The organism is Chryseobacterium sp. II3a (assembly GCF_057815135.1).
In genome coordinates, this window is record NZ_JBYPZJ010000020.1 from 1 (window position 1) to 20,003 (window position 20,003).

A 20,003-nucleotide genomic window follows, 5' to 3' on the forward strand; every position below is an offset into this window, starting at 1 on the left:
TCTTTGAAGAATTTCTCCTGATGACTTATCTGTCCATCTTCTTCTTTTCACATGGAGTTTTACGATTTTACCCCTTAATGGATAATCATCCACAACAATCTCAGACAGAAAACCCTTTGATTCCAACTGCCGTTCTTTAAACTCTTGTGGAATACTGTTTTTTTCTTCAAAATAGATATGAAGTTCACCATTGTGGTCTTCTGCTTTGAGGATGTCAAAGTATTCAACTAAAAATTCTGGAAGTAATAATTTGAGAAGTTCGTGATCGCTTAACATAATTCAAAGATACATCAACTTAACATTTCCCCCAACTTTTGAGACTGATCCAATAATTTGCGGATTAATTTGACGTAAACTCTTCTCTATTATAATTTAAACGCCAAGTTCGCAAAAAATAACATTAAACTTTATATTTTTTGTTCGCAAGGGCATTGCATTCAGCAAAGGAAGATAATACTAGCTAAAAAAGGCACTCATTGCTGAATGAAGCACCTTTCCTTAAAGAATCATATAACCTCATGATAGAGCTTTGCGGGCATCGCGTTAATAAAAAGAGGTCAAATTATTTTTCCATTTTCCATTCATCTAAGTATTTCTACTCGACTATGTAATTGGTTATTTCTACTCTACATCATCAGTTTTATTCTTCGTTACTTTGGTCTATACAATAACCACAAAAATCAATTTAATATGACATCAACAAGCGTAAATGCCAATTCATCCGGCCAGTTACAACTGGGAGGCGGAGCACAGTTCTGGGTATATCTTTCCCCTCAACATGAAACTTCTAAAATGATTACCAAATGGCGTGTAACATTTTCACAGGGAAATTGGAGCGATTCTATTTCAAGCGACAATCCGACAAAACAAATCCAAACACCTAATCTTTCAGGTATTTTCGAGATTAAAGTTGAATTATTAAGTGGTTCAACTGGCACATGGAGACAAATTCCTCCTCAGACTGGAAGCCATAATGAAATTGGCTGTAATTCCAACTGTGCTTCTATGGTGGGAATTGTTGCTGACAGTACCAACCCTCCTATCGGTGCTATTAATGCTCATTTCTGGACTACCTGGGATGCGATGTGCAGAACAGGAGCATAAGAATATAGCAGGATTTCAAAAAATCAATCATTATAATCAATTCTACTGCGGTATTTTTTAATATCGCGGTTTTGGTTTTTAAGCTTTTTTCTCCAGAATTATGATACAAAAAAGTCCTAGATCTATGCATCCGGGACTTTTTTGTTATCAATTATTAAAATCTTCTTTTAGAATTTCAAGGAAACACTTCCTAAGAAACGTGCTGGAGCCTGCGGTGTTAAACGTACCGACCATGCTTTTTCATTGGTAATATTATCAAATTTCAATCCTACTCTATATTTTGGCTGATCATAGAAAATCCCAAGATCAAACATGGTATAAGAAGGAATAATTACTTTAGCTGTTTGGGTATTGGTTTGATAGGAAGAAGACCCCATATTTCCACCTCCTCCAATTCCAAGGCCTTTTAATTTTCCTTGCGGAACTCTGTAGCTGATCCAGAAATTAAACATATTCGCAGGACCTGATAACGCAGGTCTCAAACCATTAACAGAAGGATTGGCATTCGTGAACTTACTGTCATTGTAGGCGTATCCTGCTACGATATTCAGTCCATCAAATGGGTTAGCGGTTAATTCTGCTTCAAATCCTTTGCTCAATTGAGTTCCATCCTGTATAGAATAATTGATATCATCCGGATTGGTTCTTAATATATTATCAACACGGATGTTATAATAACTCAATGTTCCCACCAGCCTGTGATTGAAAAGATCTCCTTTTACCCCAAACTCTAACTGATTGGCATATTCTGGTTTGAATGAGTTTCCATTAATATCTACTCCACTTACGTTATTGAAACCATTCATATAATTTCCAAACACCGAAACTTTGTTTTTCAATACTTCATAAACCAACCCTAATTTAGGAGAAAGTGCAGTCTGTCCATAAGGCCCCGCCTGTGTTCCACTGTTACTTAAACCTCCTTTTATCTGACCTGTGGTAATGTCGTAAACTCCCTTAAACTGGAATCTGTCTACCCTCAAACTGGTCATTACCATTAACTGATCTGTTACATTGAAAACATTCGATACATAAGCCGCATAGGTATTATCGCTGTTATTTTCTTTTCGCATGACCGAAGTTGTGGTAAGAGCATCGATGGTGTTACGGTTTACTCTGAAATCGGCTGATGGATTAACAAAATTAAAAACTTTTGTATTGGTGTGATAACGGTCAAAATGATTTGAATTGTTATAGTAATCCAATCCTATGACCATTCTGTTTCTGAAACGTCCGATATGAAAGTCTCCGATAAAGTTTTGTTGGATATTTGTCGCAATAAATGAAGTAGTTCCTACCATCACCTGTGCACTTGCTGTAGAATCTGTTTTTCCGTTAATGGCGGAAATGTAGCCATTGATCGTAGATCTTGCACGGGACATGATGGTCTGGGAAGTCCAGTTTTCTGAAACTTTATAGTTCAGCTGAGCAAAGATATTCATCATCTGCGTTTCATAAGCAAGATCATCCCCCAGAAAGTTTTTATAATAAGGGAACTTCATATCTGCTATAGACTGTGTTTTGTTGCTTCCTGTATAAGGATTAAAACGCACCACTGAGGTTCCTTTTGCCTGGTTAAATTCTACATCCAGAAGAAGCGACATCCTGTCGTTGATCTGATAAGAAAAACTTGGAGCAATTGCTAATGAATTTGTAAACCCTAAGTCCTGAAAGCTTTTTTCAAACGTTCCGGCACCATTAAGACGGAAAAGTGCTGTTCTGTCTTTATTCACAGGAGTATTCACATCTACTGTCAACCGGTTATAATCCCAGCTTCCGCCAACATATCCTACTTCGCCCCCAAACTTATTGTAAGGTTTTTTTGTCACACGGTTGTACACACCGCCATAGCTGCTTGCTACACTCTTTCCGAATAAAGTAGCAGAAGGCCCTTTTATGGCTTCAATACGTTCCAGGTTTACAGGGTCTATCACTGAAAAAGCAGCTCCAGCAACTCCATTTCTTGCATTAGGCTCTGTTTCAAACCCTCTTGAACGGAATGTCACTCTTCCCTGATTTGCAATCATAGGAACTCCGGCTCCCGGTACATTTTTAGAAATACTTCCAAGATCTACAGCTACCTGCTCCTGAAAAAGTTCTTTTGTTACCGTATTGTATACCTGCGGATTTTCCAGATTCTTTAGAGGAAGCCTTGCCACAAATCCACTTTCTTTTTTAGAAAACCTGTTGACATTTTTCATGATGACCACTTCCTGTATCGCCTGGATATTTTCTTCGGTCAGCTGATAGTCTAGCGCTGTATTTTCACCTGCTTTTACCTGAACAGGAATACGTATTTCCCTGGACCCTAAGATTTGTAGTTTTATGGTATAGGATCCGGCATTTATACTGGTGAACCGATAATTCCCATCATCATCTGTCAGGGTTTGACGATCTGCCTCCAATAATGAAACAGATATTGATCTTAAAGGCTGTCCATCTACCATATTGATCTTACCGGATATTCCACCTTGTAGATCTTGTGCATATAATTGAGTTAAACTTATCAGGGAAAAGAAGAAAATGAAAAATGGCCTAGACCATTGTATTATTTTATCTGTTAAAACATCATCATGCTCTGCTTCATAAACATGGGGCAGCAACTTCTTCAGAAGTTCACATTCACTTGATCGTATCATTTTTCAGCCTTATTTAAACTAATTATAAATAAAAGTGCAAAATAAAGGATAAACAATTTTTCACACAACACTAATTTGAATTATTCTAAATAAAAGATAAAAATCATCATTCTTCATTTTCTTAGCCACATTAAATTATTCATGCTTCAAATTTCATTAATCATATTAATTGTATTCTACAAGCTTATTCATGGCATTTATAAAATAAGAATATGTACTTTTCCACATTTTACTAATATTTTATTAACAAGTTATCCACAATTAATTTTAAAACTAAGAAGCTCATTGGTATCCCTATTTTATTCCTTTTTTTAAATTAGCATGACCATTATAATTAACAAATTATGGAAAACGAGGTTAAAATTTTGAGAGAAAAAATGAATATGACTCAAAATGAGCTTGCTGAAAGATCCGGACTTTCTCTCCGGACCGTTCAGAGGATTGAGGCTGGGAATATTCTAAAAGGGTTTACCTTAAAAGCACTTGCCCATGCTTTGAATGTTCCGCCGGAAGATCTTATTATACCCAAAGAACAAACTAATATCCAAAGAGCTAAAAAGATCAATTTTTCCGCTTTGGCCGGGCTTGTTATTCCGTATGGAGGGATTATTATTCCTGCTATTTTAACCTATCAGACAAAGGATTTAAAAAACAAGGAACTGGGAAAAAGCATCCTCTGCATACAGATTATTATATCAGTAATTTTTTCGGTCTTAATGATTATCAGCCCGTTTATACAAAAGCTATTATCAATTAAATTTCCACTTTTTATCATTCTTTTACTCCTATTTTTAGGGTTGAAATTATTCATCGTCATTAGCAATGGGATCAGTTTAAATAAAAACCATGATTTAAGTATTAAGCTGAAAACCAACTTCTTATAAACAAATACAGAAAAATGTCGTAAAATTGTCGTATTGTTTTCATGCCAAAATAATCAAGGATTCCCGAATCTTGCATAAAAAATCAGCATGAAAATGATAAAGCGAATTATTCTCACCTTTTTAATTGTAATCATCATTGCAGGGTTAGGCGGATCCATTTATTTTGACCAAAAGTTTACTCCTGAAAAGAATTACTTAAGCATAGACAATGAAAGTGGAGTTGTTCCTATCAAATGGGTTGGAGAAAATAAAAATGCCCTGCTGGTTCCGATTCATTTTGCCCATGACACCGTTACTTATTATCTCCAGTTTGATACAGGAGCCATTTATACCGAATTTTATGGCAAATCGATAGAACAATTAAAGGGAATCACCATCAAAAATGAGCGGGGAGCGACTTCTTTCTATATTGGTAAAACGAAAGTCACTTCCAATCAGATTAAAATATCCAATACGGGAAAACCTTTAGAGCAAACAAATCCTATTAAAATCATTGGTACTCTTGGTGCTGATGTCCTTGAAGATCGAAAAACTTTAATTAATTTCAAGGACCATTATATTGTTTTCAATCTATACAAAACACCCAATACATTTCAAAACAATCTTTTTGACTTTACGTTTAAGAAAAGAAAGGTCATTATTCATGGTTTCCTGAAGGGGAAGGATGAGAAATTCTTATATGATTCTGGCACCAGTGCTTATGAGATGCTGACAAATAAAGAGAACTGGGAAAGTTTAAAGATACCACAATCAAAAGTGATGGTAGAAAAAGCTCAATCACGACCCAATATTTTAACAACATATACTACAAAGACTCGTGATATCATCCGTTTTAAAAATAAAAGTCTTCCCTTAAATGAGGTAACTTACGTGGAAGGATTTTCCCAGGGGCAATATATGCTGATGAAATTTTCCGGGATGTCTGGAATGCTGGGCAATAAAGTATTTTTAAATCACAAAATCTATATTGACTGTTCAAAGGGAAAAATCGGAATTGAATAATCTAAAATCAAATCTTATTAATTATTGCTATTCCCAAATCTTTCCTAAATCAAGCACTTATTTTGTCATGTTTTTAAACAGTATTTAAGATTTTTGAATAAACATTTTATTCATAAGGTCTCATACATTTGTTTTGACAAAATACATTCTCTGCGTATCACTTATTTTTTATTTAATCTTATGATTTCGCAGGTTTTAACATTAATTTTAAAGCAGTTCTCATGAGGTTTGATATTAAAAAAATTCTTTTCCTATTAGGTATAACAGGTTGTTTTGGAAATCTGGCAAAAGCTCAGATCAGTCCACCGGGACTTGGAGATGCCAACACCGCATTCTGGTCAGCATTTGGAGTAAAACGAAATTTGGATTCTTTAGGGAAGAAGCAAACCATGAGCTATATTGCCATAGGACGTAAAAGCAGTCCGGATAACAATAATCTGTTTGCGAAGCAGGCTATTTTTGTATTAAACCACGAGTTTTATCATTCTTTTGCTCCTCACCAGCAATACAGCTATGCACTCAGCTACCGGCGACAACCTGAATATGAAAAAGAAGCCCCTTACGACAAGGAAGGTATAGAACAAGAGTTCAGAGTGTATGGAAGGTATGCTTATACTTTTGATCTTGGAAAAAAACTAAAGCTTAAAAATACGGTCCGCCAGGAATTCAGAAAGTTTTTTGACGCTGACTTTCATAAAGTGGATGAAGACTTTCAACTGCGAACTCGTATCAAAAGCCAGTTGACTTATAATTTATCTCCTAAGAATAATCAGAAACTGGCATTGAGTGCAGAAGCGCTATTTTCTATCAGCCATCTTAATGAACATGATCAACACTGGAATTCTTTTGGATACCGGGAACTGCGATTGGCAGCTTATTATATGTTCAATATTCCCAATTCTCCTTTTACTGTAGATATCGGTTATATGGATGATCTCATCAGAGGCAGCCAAAGTATTCATCATGGCGGAGTTCATTATATTGCGGCAGACCTCATCTGGAATATTCCTTACAAAAAGAGAGATACGACGGATCAGGACCACCTTGATTAAAATAAATTAAAAATCCCAGCCTATTACCAGCTGGGATTTTCGTTGGAAAATATAGGATTCTCCGCAATATAATTAAGTATGAATGTGGTGTGAAATTTTAGTTGCACAGGGTCAGAAACTGACGGCTCATCTGCACTTTGAATTTTGCTTCGGCTTTGGAATGCGCATAAATAGTATGCTCAAAAGCCTGAATTGTTTTCAATTTCTGATCAATAAATGCTGCGATCTGTACTACGGAAAAGATAAAATCTCTGTACAAGGCCATATCTACAGTTTGTCCAAAATAAGGAAGATAGGCTTTAAGGAAAGGAATGGTCATCTGATGTCTGTTATAACTAATACAATATCCAATACCTTCTCTGGAAGTTACAATATCATAATCATTGATGTAATCCAGGATATTTTTATTGCCGCTCAGGGCTTCTTTATTTTTTGTGCAATACCTGTTGATCTTATCCAGAATATGTTGAGCATATTCCATCATAGAAATGCTTTTCCATTCAAAAACATGGTTCATTCCTTTTTTGGATGATACTCCATTCTCACAGCCTGTGCAGAAAGAGAGCCCAATCTTTTCATGATAAGGAAAGAAACATTCTTTGATTTCAATAGTAGCATCTGCCTGCAGGCTGTCATCAGCAAAATTGTAGTAGAGATAAGGGCTATACATCGCTGCTAAAGCTTTCAGATAGTCTGCCTCACTAGCATTATGATATTCTTCAAACCATTTTTCAAGATGATCATAATAATGGTCTTCAAAGTCGGTAAAGTGTAAGTAAAGTGGCAATTCCATAGCTCTGTAATTTTGATATGACAAAGCTATTGCCGTAAAGCGACAAAACTTGACGCATTATATTTTTATTTAAAAAAAGAGAATAGAGAGATGTGATGATGGACCGTAATCTGCAACCAGAAATCCTGAGCCATTGAATGTCAATGGTGAATTTTGCTGCGCAAGTGAATGGTGAATAGCAGCCGACTATTCCCTCAACAGACAACATTAAACTTTAAACATTGAACCTTGAACTTTAAACATCTATGCTGAATCTCCTTTATCTCCAAAAACTGACAAGCGAAGCGTATTGACCATTCACTGTTGAATTATCTCTTCTCTACTTATCATAATTCTTCATCATAAACTCAAAATAGTGGATCATCTTCAGATAGTTTTCGATGCTTAGATATTCGTTGGTACTGTGAATACTCTGCTGTTCTGCACTGTTGATTCTGATTGGCATGAATCTGTAGACATTTTTGCTTACAATCTCATATTTCCCGGCGTCTGTTCCGGCCATTGTAAGATATGGGGAAACAATCGCCTCCGGATAAATTTCTTTTACTCCAGCTTCAATCAGCTTGAACGCTTTGGTATTGGATGAAGATATGGCAGAAGCTTCTCTTGTATTGTCTATTTCTTCTACTTCAACATCAAAACCTTTGGTTGCCTTGGCAATATGATCCCGAACATCTTTTACCGTATTTCCGGGAAGGAGCCTGAAATTAACAACAAATTCCACTTCGGGAGAAAGTACATTGGTTCCGTCACTTCCTTTCATCATTGTTAATGCCGTTGTAGTTCTTACCAATGCATTGGTTGTATTGCTTTTGGTAAGTTGAGAGATTAATACCGGTTTTAAAAGCCATTGATTAGCCAAAGCCAGCCTTGTTGTAAAAGGCATAGCTCCACCAATATTATCAAAAAATTCTTTTACTAATGGAGTGATAACAGGTTTCATCTGATCATCTTCCAGCCTTTGCATAATGACAGCAGCTTTTCCGATGGCACTTTCCATAGGCGGCATGGATGAATGACCGCCCAGCCCTTTTACTTTTATTTTGGCAGAAAGGAACCCTTTTTCAGCACATCCTACTACTGCAACGTCAGCATCCACTCCGGCCACATTGCCTTTTCGCATGATCAATCCGCCTTCATCATATACAGCATCGAATTTCAGTCCTTTTTGCTTAAAATAATTGGCAATCTGAATGGCTCCATTCTTTCCGCCCACTTCTTCATCAAAACCAAAAGCTAAATAAATATCTCTTTGAGGAATCTGTTTGCTCTTAATAAGATTATTCATAGACTCCATCAAGGAGAAAAGCATTCCTTTCATATCTATCGCTCCTCTTCCATAAATTCTCCCGTTAGCTACAGCCCCTGAAAAAGGGGGAAAATCCCAATCTTCAGCAACTTTAGCCACTGGTTCTGCCGGTTTATCATCCGGTCTGAAAACATTTTCAGCGGTATTTTTAATATCTGCATCTCCAGGCGGGACTACATCCATATGAGATAGGAACAATATCGGTTCTAATTGGGGGTTACTCCCTTTTAGCCTGAAAACCAGACCAAATTTATTGACTTCTACATTTTCGGTATTTTGATATACCAATGGATAGGTGGCCTTTAAGTATTCTTTAAACCGATCAAAAGGCTCGTAATTAAATTCACCCAGACTTCCTGTAGAAACAGTAGGAATCTTTATTCCTCCTGAAAATCTTGACACAGCAGAATCATTTTTTGCTGGCTTCCAGCCTTCCCCTGCTCCTGAAAGATTTTTTTTAAAAGGATATGTATAAGTTTTAATCAAGACTACAGCAGCAAGAATAACAACAATTCCAAGAATGGTTAAAAGAACTTTTTTCATAGTGAATAGTTTCTGAATGGTTTGGTTCTTTAAAGATAGGAAAGTATTTGCTGATTAACAATTTTAAAGCTCAAGGTTTCAACTATTATCCTATAAAAAAGGCTGCTTCCTCAGAAACAACCTTAATTTTTAAATAAAAAATATACTTTTACTTACTTCCAGCCCAAAATATCCAATGGATAATATCACTCAAAACAAGTTCTGTATTTCCAAAATTACAATGGTTTTCAGCGTGATCGTTCTTTGTGTACATTTTGTAGGTAAGAGATTTTACATTAGGCAAAGCATCTATCACTCTTTTGTATAATTCAACAGGGATAAAGTGATCTTCATTAGAGCCTAGAAGTAAAAAGTCCTGGGTAATCTGTGATCCAATACTTTCCATTTCAAAACGTTGGGCCTTTTTGATATAATCGTAAGGTGTTTCCACATTCATACTGAACATTCCGTGCTGCATCGCCCATTTTACCAGAGGGTCAACTTCCATTTTCTTTTGAACAAGCTCATTTACCTTTTCTTTTTCTTCTGCCTCCATCAACATTCTTAATTCCTGAGGAACTTTGGTTAATATAACATCATAAAAACTAGGCATAATTCCCCAGGCCACTACCCTTTTGATACGATTTTCAAATGCTGCAGCTCTTGGTGCCAACATTCCTCCTAAAGACAGTCCAATTAAAGTTATATTCTCCAAATTATGGGCATCTAAAATAGCCTTAACGGGCTTTTCCCATTCATAGGTATAATAAATTCCGGATTCTCTTAAAGCACCTCCCTGTCCCGGGCCATCAAAAATATATACTGCAATGCCTTCGGATACTAAGCGTTGAACGACCGGTAAAAATTCTTCCATATAAGAGTCATTTCCTCCATGAATCATCACGGTATCTTTTATTTCCTGTTTAGGAAGGCAGATCCAAACGGGTAATTTTCCATTTTCATAGTCTACCTCATCCCGTCTGATTTCCTGTTCAAAAATAGCTTTGTGATAGTCATAAAATAGAGATTTTGATTTGGAATATAATCTCGATTTTTCCGGGGTTCCATCTGCTTCAAAAAACTCGGCCATTCTATAATACCCAATGGCTTTGGGAATCTGTTTTTCGGCTTCGGCTTCTTTAGCAAGAGAACTCATTTCCCTGACCCAATCTTCTGTGGTATTGATCCTTGATGCTATCGTTCTGATTTCTTCCAGATCTCCATCCCCCCACATTAAGGTTCTGTTCAGTTGAAAATTAAAATTGGCTTCATCATGCAATTGATACGTTCCTTTTTTCATTATGTTTCTATTTTGGTGAAAAAATGGTATGCTTTTATCTTTCAGCAATACCTTATGAGCTAAACTTTTTTCGAAATTAGTTTTTACGTTTAGCTTTTCTTTTCACCTGGATTAAAAAAGGATTATTTCTGCTGAGCTCTTACTTTGCTCAATTGCTGCTGGGTCATTCCCAGATATCCTGCAATATATCCAAGATTAATTCTCTGAAGCCAATCCGGATGGGCTGCTACAAAATCATCATAACGCTGATCTGTAGTTTTGACCTGGAGATCCATCAGCCGGCTTCCCATTGTGATCAAACTTTCAGCAAACAAATCTTCCATAAACTGCTGTATTTCGGGATTCTCTGATTTGAGCTTCAGAAGTTGGCGGTAAGGTAATCTGAATATTTCGCTGTGATCTTCTATCACTTCAATTCCAAATGGAACTGCTTTTCCGGACAGTACACTCGAAAAAAGCGCTATAAAACTCTGATCTGAGCTGATCCAATGGGTATGATCCTGTGCTTTTTCATCATAATAAAAGATCCTGGCAACTCCTTTTTTAATATAAAATAAGTCACGATGAACCTGATCAATATCCATCACGATCTCCTTTTTCCGATAGATATGGCTATCAAATAAATACATGAAGTTTTCAATAATCTTCAGATTCTTTTCACTGATCATTTTATATGCTTTTAATTGAATAACTTTAATATTAGAGACCCAACATCTCCTTTCATCCATTTACCGGATAAACAAGATTAATCATTAAAATATATTCAGAAGTGGAGATAAAATCTTAATAAACGGAGGATATTAATTCAATATTCCATTCATTTCAGTTAAAATGACAGGTTTTCCATCGGTGATTAAAATGGTATGTTCATGCTGTGCCATATAGCCGCCTTTGTTTCCTACCATTGTCCAGCCGTCTTTTAATTCTACAGCAAGATTTGAAGATGTGGAAATAAATGTTTCAATAGCCACCACAGAATTTTTCTTAAAACGTCTGGTATCAAAACGGTTTTTATAATTTAACAATTCATCAGGCTGTTCATGTAAACTTCTTCCTACTCCATGTCCGCCAAGATTTTTAATGACTTTAAAGCCTCTTTTCTTCGCCTCGGTTTCCATTAAGAATCCAATATCGGCTATTTTTACCCCTCCTTTGATAGTATCAATAGCTTTTTGAAGAATATCCCGGGAAGCATCCACCAATTTTTGATGGTCATTCACATCTTTTCCAACAATGAAAGAACCTCCGTTATCAGCCCAATATCCGTTAAGTTCAGCAGAAACATCAATGTTGATAAGGTCTCCTTCTTGTAAAACCCTTTGATCTGTAGGAATCCCATGGCAAAATTCGTTATCTACACTTATGCAAGTCCATCCGGGAAATCCATACGTAAGGTAAGGTGCGGACTTGGCTCCGAAATCAGCAAGAATTTTAGCTCCATACGCATCAAGTTCTTTTGTAGTCATCCCTGGCTGAGCATATTGCCTCATCTCTTTCAGGGTATAAGCCACTGCTTCACTCACTTTTTGCATTCCGATTAGCTCTTCACCGTTGGTAATTGACATAATTTTATTTTTGGGTTGGTATGAATTTCAATGCTAAGAAGTGTTAGCTACTGAAAAAGACAAAGTTAAAGAATATAAATTTCTTTTATTAAGAAAAGATGATGTTAATAGTTGTTATTGAAAATTGTCTTATCTCTCAATTCAGAAAGGTATGTGCTGTTTTTGAGAAAGTTTAGGCTAGTATTTTAAGTGGTCTTATGCTGGTAATTTTAGCTAATTGTTAATAAAAATGCCACACGAAAGGATTCGTGCGGCAGCTTGGGGGTAGCTTGGAAAATATTATTTAATAATTTTTTGAAAAAAAACTCTAAGATCAATTTCAGCAATAATAGGATCACATTTCTTATTAGAATCACTTTTAGATATTTTAGAGATATTACTCAAAATATCATCTATGTTCTCATAGATCATATTTCCCTTTATATTAAATTCAACTGTATTACATCTATTTTTATTATCCTGTATTTTAACACCTGAAGTGTATACATTTTTATCATATGGTAAAGGCATATAATAATATTTCATAAGATACTCATAATTAAAATCGTTATCGACTATAATCATCGATGGTTGAAACATATATTGATTGTGAAAATTTGTATGTAAAGTTATATTATAATCAGATTTCTTTTTATATTCAATACTTTGCTTAAATATAGCAAGAATTCCTTTATTATATTTTTTAGAAAAAAACATCAAGTTTACCAAATCTACATTTTTGTGTCTTTTATCAAAAATAAATCTTTCTTTATCTAAAATATAGAATACATCGAAATCTTTATTTTCAATTATTTTTACAAAGTTTGATTTTTGTGATTTTAAATTAATTGTCAACTTTTCCCCATCTATATCTGCCATTTGTAGTTGAGAAAACAAATTGATTGAAAAACCTAAAGCTAATAATAGTATTATTTTATTTAATTGTTTTGACTCCATATTTGGTCATTATTATGTTAAAATTTTCTTGAACAGTGGCATCATCTCTATATTGTACCCATCCTTTTATATAATTTTTGTTAGAAGTTTGATTAAAACCAGTAAAATCTTGGAACCTTATTTTTCCGCCTATAGGCCACAAACTTGAATAATCTCTATTTACAAAAATATCTCTGGACTTTACAAGTGATGATATTCCATTACCAAAAAGGTCATCATATTGAGCAGATTTACATGAACCCATAATCAAATTTTTATCTTTTTTTACATAATTAGCCACATCAATAAAACTATCTATGCTTTTTAATGTAACAGAAGATAATTTACTTTTATCCGTAATATATTGCTGTAAATGACTCCCTAAAATCTGATCCTTAGTTGTATAAAATCCAGTATCTCCTGCTACTTTATATCCATTTCTACCACTAATACTTAGGTCAGAAATCAATTGTCCGTTTCCATCGTAAACATATCGCTCACTTATTAATCCATGTGTGTTTATAAAGATGTTATTAGCCATACTATCCCCTAAATACGAAGATAATTTAGCTAAAGCATCTATAAGGCTAGTAGCATCAATTACATGCCATCCATATTGTTCAAAATCACTATTTACAAAATTACCAAGACCTTCTTTATCATTTCTTATAAAATTAAGAATAATATTTACCGCTTTATTTTCTGTAGCAAAACCACCTCCGTCATTATTCGCAAAATACATCCCATGGGCTCCCCCCATTCCATTATAACCGGATAAAGAACTATTAGGATCGTAATCGCAATTAAAAGCTGAATGTTCTCCATAGGTACCTCTAGGAGTATTCCCATCCGGGTCTATAAAATTAACAGGGTTATTAAATGCGTAATTATAAGGCGAGTGTCTTCTCATCTTTTCTGCATAAGCATCTACAACACCCCATCTTCCCAGATCAGGCATGTACATTCTTGCGCCATAATCATACATCCCCGTTTCCTGCACCTCTTTGCCATTGTACTTGTAGGCATTATAGCTTCCTAAACTAGACAGGAAAGAGTTCCCGATATGGTTTAATCCAAAAGGATAATAGTTATTGGTATCTGTAACTTCAAGAACGCCTGCACTGTTTTTAGCAAAATTGACCCTGATGTTTCTTCTTCAAAATATATAAACCATTACAATTGTAACGGTTTATATATAACCTGAAAGCCATAGATTTTGCAAAAAACTTATTATAATTTATTGTTTTATTGGCTGTACCATTGCCATGAGTATTATCATTATTATAAACAATATTAACAATCCTACATATCCTTTATAACTCTCTTTAAAATCATAATCTAAAAATCTTTCGTGCTTTATAAATAGTAAATTAACTATAAACATAATAATTGGTATTAATAAAAAGAAAATATATTTATATTGAAGGCTAAAATAACTTCCAAAAAAAATATTATCAATACTTGAAAGGTTTAAATTAATAAAACTTGAAATTATTACTACTAGCCAAAATTTTTCTGTTCCTCGATCTTTGTATTTAAATTTATCCATCCTTTTATATAAACAATCCAAATGGAAAATTAAATAATCTATATATTTTATCATCTTCTAATTATTGTTGCGGTCCTAATCCTAAATCATTGAAAATACTTCTGCCAGTTATAGCCTGATACCCCCCTGTAACAATACCATATCCCAAAGCAATACCCATAGTCCATGGGGTAGGTACTAAGCCGACTCCCGTCATCATATGGTTCATAACTCTCTCAGTATTTCCAATACTTCCACTTGAATATTGAGCCTCTGTAGCTACCAATGAGACAGCAGCTAAAGCATATCCTCCGTATTTAGCAACTTTACTTAAGGTTGCAGCTGTGGAAGGTTGCATTTTAATACCTGCTATCGTTGTCACCCTGTATGGTTTGGCATTGTTATTCAGTACAGTGTAATTTACTGAATAGTCAGGCCTTAATGCTTTATCTAAAGCATAAGCTCCAAAGCGAGCAACCGATTCACTTGTTATTACATGCCCTGAAACAAAATAACGATTATTTGCAACATCAGTAAAATTATTCTGAAGAGTATTACCTAAATTTTCAGTAATTTTAAACATATTAGCAACCATTTCCTGTGCTGTATTAGCATTTCCTGCAGCTCCACCTGTCCAGTATGTCAAATAACCATTAGGAGAAATACTTGAATATATTCCTTTTGCTTCCCACATGGCTCGTAAATCATCTAATAAAGAATATTTACCACTGCTATTGTTGGCTGATGTCTCTCCATTTCCCTTTACATGTATACCCCAAGAATAGCCGCCAGCACCAGCATCATTTGCAAAATACATTCCTAAAGAGCCAGACATTCCATTATAGCCGGATAAAGAGCTATTAGGATCAAAATCTCCATTAAATGCTGAATGATCTCCGTGAATATCTCTTGGATTGTAAGGAGCATTCCCATCCGGATCTATATAGTTGACAGGATTATTAAATGCATAATTATAAGGAGAATATCTCCTCATTATCTCTGCATAAGCATCTACAACACCCCATCTTCCCAGATCAGGCATATACATTCTTGCGCCATAATCATACATCCCAGTTTCCTGTACCTCTTTGCCATTATACTTGTAGGCATTATAGCTTCCTAAACTAGATAGGAAAGAGTTTCCAATATGGTTTAGCCCAAAAGGATAATAATTGTTGGTATCGGTAACTTCAAGAACGCCTGCGCTGTTTTTGGTAAAGCTTACCCTGGTATTTCCTAAATGATCTTTATACTAGTAAATATAGATAATTGTTAATAAAAATGCCACACGAAAGGATTCATGTGGCAGCTTGGGTTTATATTTTATCATTTGAAGTAATAGATCTTGTACTACAAACACCTCATCCCCAATATATTGGATCATTTAATTATCATAAAATATAATACCTAGAATGATATTATAGTCTTCACTACTAAAAATGGAACAGCTTTTTTTCTCTCCATCAATATAAGATAATCTTACATTTTCTAAATTTGAATTTTCCATTTCTTTTACCACCTCACGATGGCCTTCAAAATAGTTACCTAAATGAACACCCACACCCAATCTATCATTATAAATATTATATAGATGTTCTCTTGTTTGAACAAAAGAATCCATAATTATTTTATCTTTAATATTATTGATATAATATTCAACTTGATCTAGGTAATTTCTTATACTATATAATTCTTGTATTATTTTGTCTTCCATAATTTTTTATTTTAAATATGGCGTCCAAGTTCCAGAACCCCAAGGATTAATAACTTGAGCAACGTGAACAGGTCCAAAAACTTGAACTTCACCTTCACCATGCCTATCATAAAAAGATAATCTTGACATAGGAAAAGTTTGTTTTAAAATCACTCCTCCAGGTCCTCTTCTGGAGGCAGAATAAATAATTGTTGGTATCTATAACTTCAAGAACGCCTGAGTTGTTTTGGGTAAAGCTTACCTTATTACATAAGTGATTCTTACTGACAAATATGGTCATTTTCACAGTAGATTATGAAAAGAGGCCGTCTCAAAAGGACTGCCTCTTTTATTTATCAGCTCAAAGTCATGAGACTTTGCGCAGCAGGGCACGAGCATGATACTCGCGTCAGCGGAGGAAATCTCTTACCAACAGAAGATTCTTTTAATTAATATATTTTTGATAATAGAATAAAACTTAAAACAAAAAAAGTAATAATTCCAATAATAATTCCAAAACTTATCCATGCCCATTTACGTCTTACTTCTTTGGGTTCTTTATCGAATTCATCGAAATATTTTAAATATTTATCATTCTTAAAAAGTAATTTCTCATTAATAATCCATGGGATAGCCAATAATCCTATAACAAAAATCCATTTATATGAATTGCCTGGTCCCCAAACGAATTGCATAAATGCTTTCCCTAATATTGTTTGTAGAATATTGAATAACCCATACTCTATAAGGATTATTAACCCTCCAGTATGAATACCTGCAAATGCTATACTTTTACCATATAAGGGGTTATTAGATAAATTTAAGGCAATATCATCAATATGCTTAAACGAACTATTTTTTTTTTCTAAACCTTTTTTAAAAACTTTAATTTTAGTGATAGGACTAAAAATAAAGTTTAAAATATTTCTAAAAAAATATGTTGCTTTGATCTCGAATTGAAAAATAAAATAATGTATATAGTTCCAAATCCTTTCCATAGGTTTTCTATCTTAAATTCTTCTTGTTTATTGTTTTATAGGAGTAGCTTTATTTAACTTACCACTGGCCCATTCTTCCGCATAGTCTCCTCCATATACTCCTCCTACAATTCCTCCTATTATTCCTCCAATTGCTCCACCAATTGCTCCACCAGGTATTGCTCCAATTCCTTCAAACCAAACACCAATAGCAGCTCCTGCTTTCATACCCATCCAAGAACCAGCTTCAGCTCCTACCCAAGCTCCAGCCATACCTCCAGCAACATTTGCTGTTGCCACTTGAGCTCTAACACCAAATTTTCCCTCATCCTGGTAAACTCCATAACCTATTTGTCCTGCACTAATAGCATAACCTACATAGCCTGCTCTTTTAGCATATTTTCCATACATTGCAGTAGCTCTTACATAGTCGCTTCTTAATCCTATTAAAGATCCTCTGGCTCTTCCTGCATAGGCAATACTTCTCATTTGCCCAAGATTATCAATCCAATATCCATTATTGTAAAGAGCTGTTCTTCGCTTAGCAAGATAGTCAAATCCACCACCTATTGTAGTAGCTCCCCAATCTATCCAATTTTTATATGCATCTACTGGAGTATTATTTAGTTCTATCCTATGCATTATCCCAAGATCAGCATCTACATGCAACTCCCCATCTTTTCTATAAGAATTTTGAGTTGAAGAACCTGTCCAATATGTTAAATAACCACTAGGAGAAATACTGGCTTGAATTCCCCTTGCTTCCCACATTGATATCAAATCATTTAATAAAGAATAATCCCCAGTAATAGGACTACTTCCTTTTTGCTCCCATCCAAAACTACCTCCGCCATCACTGGCAAAATACATCCCGTGAGCTCCCACCATTCCATTATACCCGGATAGAGATGTATTAGGATCATAATCACCATTGAAAGCTGAATGTTCGCCATATGTACTTCTTGGAGAGTTTCCATCCGGATCTATATAGTTGACAGGATTATTAAATGAATAGTTATAAGGAGAATGTCTTCTCATTACCTCTGCAAGAGCAGCTACAACTCCCCATCTTCCCAGATCAGGTATGTTCAAAAAAAGCTTCCAATATGGTTTAACCCAAAAGGATAATAGTGGTTGTTATCTGTAACTTAATAACGCCTGCGCTGTTTTTGGTAAAGCTTACCCTGGTATTTCCAAGGTGGTCTTTGTACTCATAAATATAGATAATTGTTAATAAAAATGCCACACGAAAGGATTCGTGCGGCAGCTAGGGGAAAACATTCCCTCTTAGTAATAAATAACATGAAATGCAAAATAATCAGTAGCATTTGCTGTAATAGCACGTAATACTCCATTTGTTAATACTTATAAATTTGCATCTTAAATTTAAATACTTTTTACTTGCTTTTTATCATAGAATGCGCAGTTTGGATTTGAATAATCCATTAAATCTTTTTACCTCTTATCTATATAAAAATTAGAAATTATTTTATTAGAGAATAATGTATAGCCTTTTTCTTTTATTTCTTTCTTTTGTTTTTTTGTTAAATACTCATACGCCTTTGATACATCACAATATTCTAAATAATACTTATATGTTTGAAAAGAATCATAAGAGTATGAGTAAAACTTAAACTTTTGATTGGTTATATTATTAATATTTATTCTGACTTTATAATTTATTTTTTCATTTGGTTTTAAATAAACAAAACTATTCATAATACTATAATTTATTTTAGCATCTTTCATTTTCTTAATCTTGTTTATAATTCTCCAATTCTCAATTAAATTATCATATTTTTTTTTCTCCTTTTGATATTCTCTAGTTATTGAATCAAACTTAACAGGATCTACGTAGTCCTCTACATAATATGTTAATAATTCGTTATTATTTTGCTTTTCTATCATTAACATTAATGCTAAAAAAGGGAAATCTCCTTCATATTCCTGATAATTAAAACATTCAGGTTCATATGGCCGTAAAAAGCTTTTATCCAATGGAAAAGCGTAGTTTTCAGAAGAATTATTAACTATAGTAATATCTGCAATCTTATCATCGAAATCTAGCTTGAGTTCTAGTTTTATCTGCGAAAAAAGATAATTCCCACAAAAGGAAAATATTATAAAAAATGTAGTTTTCATTATTTCTTGAGTTGTATTAATTTTTGATTATAAATATTATTCCACTCGAACTTTAATCGATTATAGTAAATACTTACTTTATCAATAATTGATTGATCATATCCTGATCCTAAATTTTTCACGTTATAATAAAACGAAGCTGCTTCAAGACCTGAAAAGCCACACCACTTTGTACTTCCCATCCTAAGTTCCCAATCCAACCCCATAGTCTCTTGAAAAAAATCAAATGCCCTAGTACTTTTCTCTGGAGTACGAGTTACACGATTAAAAGTATCTCTAAAAAATAAGTTTGCAAAAACATGACCATACATTTCATGCCCCAGTGTAAAAGCATAACTAAGTATATTTGAAATGTTATTCATATTTATTAGAACCTCTTTTCCTCTTGTAACCCCAGGAGAATTAATCGTAGAATCCTCCTTAAAACCAGCTCCTGTTATTGCAAATATCTCAGCTAATGCTGGAACTTTTTTAAGTAGGGCATCTTTATCATTATATTTCGCCTTAGTATTAATTGGATCATCCCATCCAGCTTTTTTCAACTGCTCTACCATAGAAAACAAATTCCCTACACTTCC

At 34.4% G+C, this 20,003-nt stretch carries 19 protein-coding genes and 1 pseudogene; 4 read left to right on the forward strand and 16 right to left on the reverse strand.

Annotation, left to right across the window (positions count from 1 at the left end):
• A partial coding sequence (locus AC3HD6_RS23655; RefSeq protein WP_488898489.1) for an ISAon1 family transposase N-terminal region protein occupies positions 1–276 on the reverse strand: 276 nt, incomplete at its 3' end.
• A 414-nt stretch (positions 277–690) separates the two neighbouring features.
• Here AC3HD6_RS23655 and AC3HD6_RS23660 point away from each other — a divergent pair.
• Positions 691–1,104: a hypothetical protein gene (locus AC3HD6_RS23660; RefSeq protein ID WP_488898552.1), complete on the forward strand. Its 414-nt coding sequence runs from the start codon at positions 691–693 to the stop codon at positions 1,102–1,104.
• A gap of 167 nt (positions 1,105–1,271) precedes the next feature.
• Here AC3HD6_RS23660 and AC3HD6_RS23665 read toward each other — a convergent pair whose 3' ends face one another.
• Positions 1,272–3,743: a TonB-dependent receptor domain-containing protein gene (locus tag AC3HD6_RS23665; RefSeq protein WP_488898553.1), complete on the reverse strand. Its 2,472-nt coding sequence runs from the start codon at positions 3,741–3,743 to the stop codon at positions 1,272–1,274.
• 344 nt (positions 3,744–4,087) lie between these two features.
• Between AC3HD6_RS23665 and AC3HD6_RS23670 the strand changes: the two genes are divergently transcribed.
• From AC3HD6_RS23670 to AC3HD6_RS23680, 3 genes are all read left to right on the forward strand, one after another.
• The gene (locus tag AC3HD6_RS23670; RefSeq protein ID WP_488898554.1) at positions 4,088–4,627 is read left to right on the forward strand and encodes a helix-turn-helix domain-containing protein; all 540 of its coding nucleotides are present in this window, start codon (positions 4,088–4,090) and stop codon (positions 4,625–4,627) included.
• 87 nt (positions 4,628–4,714) lie between these two features.
• Positions 4,715–5,629 carry a hypothetical protein gene (locus AC3HD6_RS23675; RefSeq protein ID WP_488898555.1) on the forward strand — a complete coding sequence of 305 codons (915 nt, stop codon included), beginning with the start codon at positions 4,715–4,717 and terminating at the stop codon, positions 5,627–5,629.
• A 221-nt stretch (positions 5,630–5,850) separates the two neighbouring features.
• Complete coding sequence (locus AC3HD6_RS23680; protein WP_488898556.1) at positions 5,851–6,681, forward strand: hypothetical protein; 831 nt, start codon at positions 5,851–5,853, stop codon at positions 6,679–6,681.
• A 97-nt stretch (positions 6,682–6,778) separates the two neighbouring features.
• Here AC3HD6_RS23680 and AC3HD6_RS23685 read toward each other — a convergent pair whose 3' ends face one another.
• The 14 genes and pseudogenes from AC3HD6_RS23685 to AC3HD6_RS23750 form a co-directional block, all read right to left on the reverse strand.
• Positions 6,779–7,474 (reverse strand): hypothetical protein, encoded by a 696-nt coding sequence (locus tag AC3HD6_RS23685; RefSeq protein ID WP_488898557.1) that lies wholly within the window; start codon positions 7,472–7,474, stop codon positions 6,779–6,781.
• Between the two features lie 319 nt (positions 7,475–7,793).
• On the reverse strand, positions 7,794–9,326 hold the full coding sequence (locus tag AC3HD6_RS23690) for a M20/M25/M40 family metallo-hydrolase (protein ID WP_488898558.1): 1,533 nt from the start codon (positions 9,324–9,326) through the stop codon (positions 7,794–7,796).
• 148 nt (positions 9,327–9,474) lie between these two features.
• Positions 9,475–10,605, reverse strand: a complete 1,131-nt coding sequence (locus AC3HD6_RS23695; RefSeq protein ID WP_488898559.1) for an alpha/beta hydrolase — start codon at positions 10,603–10,605, stop codon at positions 9,475–9,477.
• Between the two features lie 122 nt (positions 10,606–10,727).
• Positions 10,728–11,273, reverse strand: a complete 546-nt coding sequence (locus AC3HD6_RS23700) for a Crp/Fnr family transcriptional regulator (protein WP_488898560.1) — start codon at positions 11,271–11,273, stop codon at positions 10,728–10,730.
• 132 nt (positions 11,274–11,405) lie between these two features.
• Entirely contained in the window at positions 11,406–12,170 is a 765-nt protein-coding gene (gene map / locus AC3HD6_RS23705; protein ID WP_488898561.1) for a type I methionyl aminopeptidase, read from the reverse strand.
• A 279-nt stretch (positions 12,171–12,449) separates the two neighbouring features.
• Entirely contained in the window at positions 12,450–13,106 is a 657-nt protein-coding gene (locus AC3HD6_RS23710) for a hypothetical protein (protein ID WP_488898562.1), read from the reverse strand.
• Positions 13,084–14,232 (reverse strand): RHS repeat-associated core domain-containing protein, encoded by a 1,149-nt coding sequence (locus AC3HD6_RS23715; protein WP_488898567.1) that lies wholly within the window; start codon positions 14,230–14,232, stop codon positions 13,084–13,086. Before AC3HD6_RS23715 ends, AC3HD6_RS23710 begins: the two co-directional genes overlap by 23 nt.
• A gap of 90 nt (positions 14,233–14,322) precedes the next feature.
• A complete protein-coding gene (locus AC3HD6_RS23720; protein ID WP_488898563.1) occupies positions 14,323–14,634 on the reverse strand; it encodes a hypothetical protein in 312 nt (103 codons plus the stop codon).
• 61 nt (positions 14,635–14,695) lie between these two features.
• Positions 14,696–15,772, reverse strand: a pseudogene (locus AC3HD6_RS23725) (RHS repeat-associated core domain-containing protein); the annotation flags it as partial.
• Between the two features lie 225 nt (positions 15,773–15,997).
• Positions 15,998–16,327, reverse strand: coding sequence for a hypothetical protein (locus tag AC3HD6_RS23730; protein ID WP_488898564.1), 330 nt, complete (start codon positions 16,325–16,327; stop codon positions 15,998–16,000).
• A 428-nt stretch (positions 16,328–16,755) separates the two neighbouring features.
• Complete coding sequence (locus AC3HD6_RS23735; protein WP_488898565.1) at positions 16,756–17,304, reverse strand: hypothetical protein; 549 nt, start codon at positions 17,302–17,304, stop codon at positions 16,756–16,758.
• A 27-nt stretch (positions 17,305–17,331) separates the two neighbouring features.
• Complete coding sequence (locus tag AC3HD6_RS23740; protein ID WP_488898566.1) at positions 17,332–18,375, reverse strand: hypothetical protein; 1,044 nt, start codon at positions 18,373–18,375, stop codon at positions 17,332–17,334.
• 363 nt (positions 18,376–18,738) lie between these two features.
• Positions 18,739–19,425, reverse strand: a complete 687-nt coding sequence (locus AC3HD6_RS23745; RefSeq protein WP_488897835.1) for a hypothetical protein — start codon at positions 19,423–19,425, stop codon at positions 18,739–18,741.
• The coding region (locus AC3HD6_RS23750; RefSeq protein ID WP_488897836.1) for a hypothetical protein at positions 19,425–20,003 on the reverse strand (579 nt) is incomplete at its 5' end. The genes AC3HD6_RS23750 and AC3HD6_RS23745, both read right to left, overlap by 1 nt.

Excerpts from the sequence above, each read along its gene's own strand:
- AC3HD6_RS23700 (WP_488898560.1), bottom strand. The coding sequence starts at position 11,273 with ATGATCAGTGAAAAGAATCTGAAGATTATTGAAAACTTCATGTATTTA.
- AC3HD6_RS23720 (WP_488898563.1), bottom strand. The coding sequence starts at position 14,634 with ATGGATAAATTTAAATACAAAGATCGAGGAACAGAAAAATTTTGGCTA.
- AC3HD6_RS23660 (WP_488898552.1), top strand. The coding sequence starts at position 691 with ATGACATCAACAAGCGTAAATGCCAATTCATCCGGCCAGTTACAACTG.
- AC3HD6_RS23730 (WP_488898564.1), bottom strand. The coding sequence starts at position 16,327 with ATGGAAGACAAAATAATACAAGAATTATATAGTATAAGAAATTACCTA.
- AC3HD6_RS23675 (WP_488898555.1), top strand. The coding sequence starts at position 4,715 with ATGAAAATGATAAAGCGAATTATTCTCACCTTTTTAATTGTAATCATC.
- AC3HD6_RS23735 (WP_488898565.1), bottom strand. The coding sequence starts at position 17,304 with ATGGAAAGGATTTGGAACTATATACATTATTTTATTTTTCAATTCGAG.
- AC3HD6_RS23695 (WP_488898559.1), bottom strand. The coding sequence starts at position 10,605 with ATGAAAAAAGGAACGTATCAATTGCATGATGAAGCCAATTTTAATTTT.
- map (WP_488898561.1), bottom strand. The coding sequence starts at position 12,170 with ATGTCAATTACCAACGGTGAAGAGCTAATCGGAATGCAAAAAGTGAGT.
- AC3HD6_RS23665 (WP_488898553.1), bottom strand. The coding sequence starts at position 3,743 with ATGATACGATCAAGTGAATGTGAACTTCTGAAGAAGTTGCTGCCCCAT.
- AC3HD6_RS23710 (WP_488898562.1), bottom strand. The coding sequence starts at position 13,106 with ATGGAGTCAAAACAATTAAATAAAATAATACTATTATTAGCTTTAGGT.
- AC3HD6_RS23670 (WP_488898554.1), top strand. The coding sequence starts at position 4,088 with ATGGAAAACGAGGTTAAAATTTTGAGAGAAAAAATGAATATGACTCAA.
- AC3HD6_RS23685 (WP_488898557.1), bottom strand. The coding sequence starts at position 7,474 with ATGGAATTGCCACTTTACTTACACTTTACCGACTTTGAAGACCATTAT.
- AC3HD6_RS23745 (WP_488897835.1), bottom strand. The coding sequence starts at position 19,425 with ATGAAAACTACATTTTTTATAATATTTTCCTTTTGTGGGAATTATCTT.
- AC3HD6_RS23680 (WP_488898556.1), top strand. The coding sequence starts at position 5,851 with ATGAGGTTTGATATTAAAAAAATTCTTTTCCTATTAGGTATAACAGGT.
- AC3HD6_RS23690 (WP_488898558.1), bottom strand. The coding sequence starts at position 9,326 with ATGAAAAAAGTTCTTTTAACCATTCTTGGAATTGTTGTTATTCTTGCT.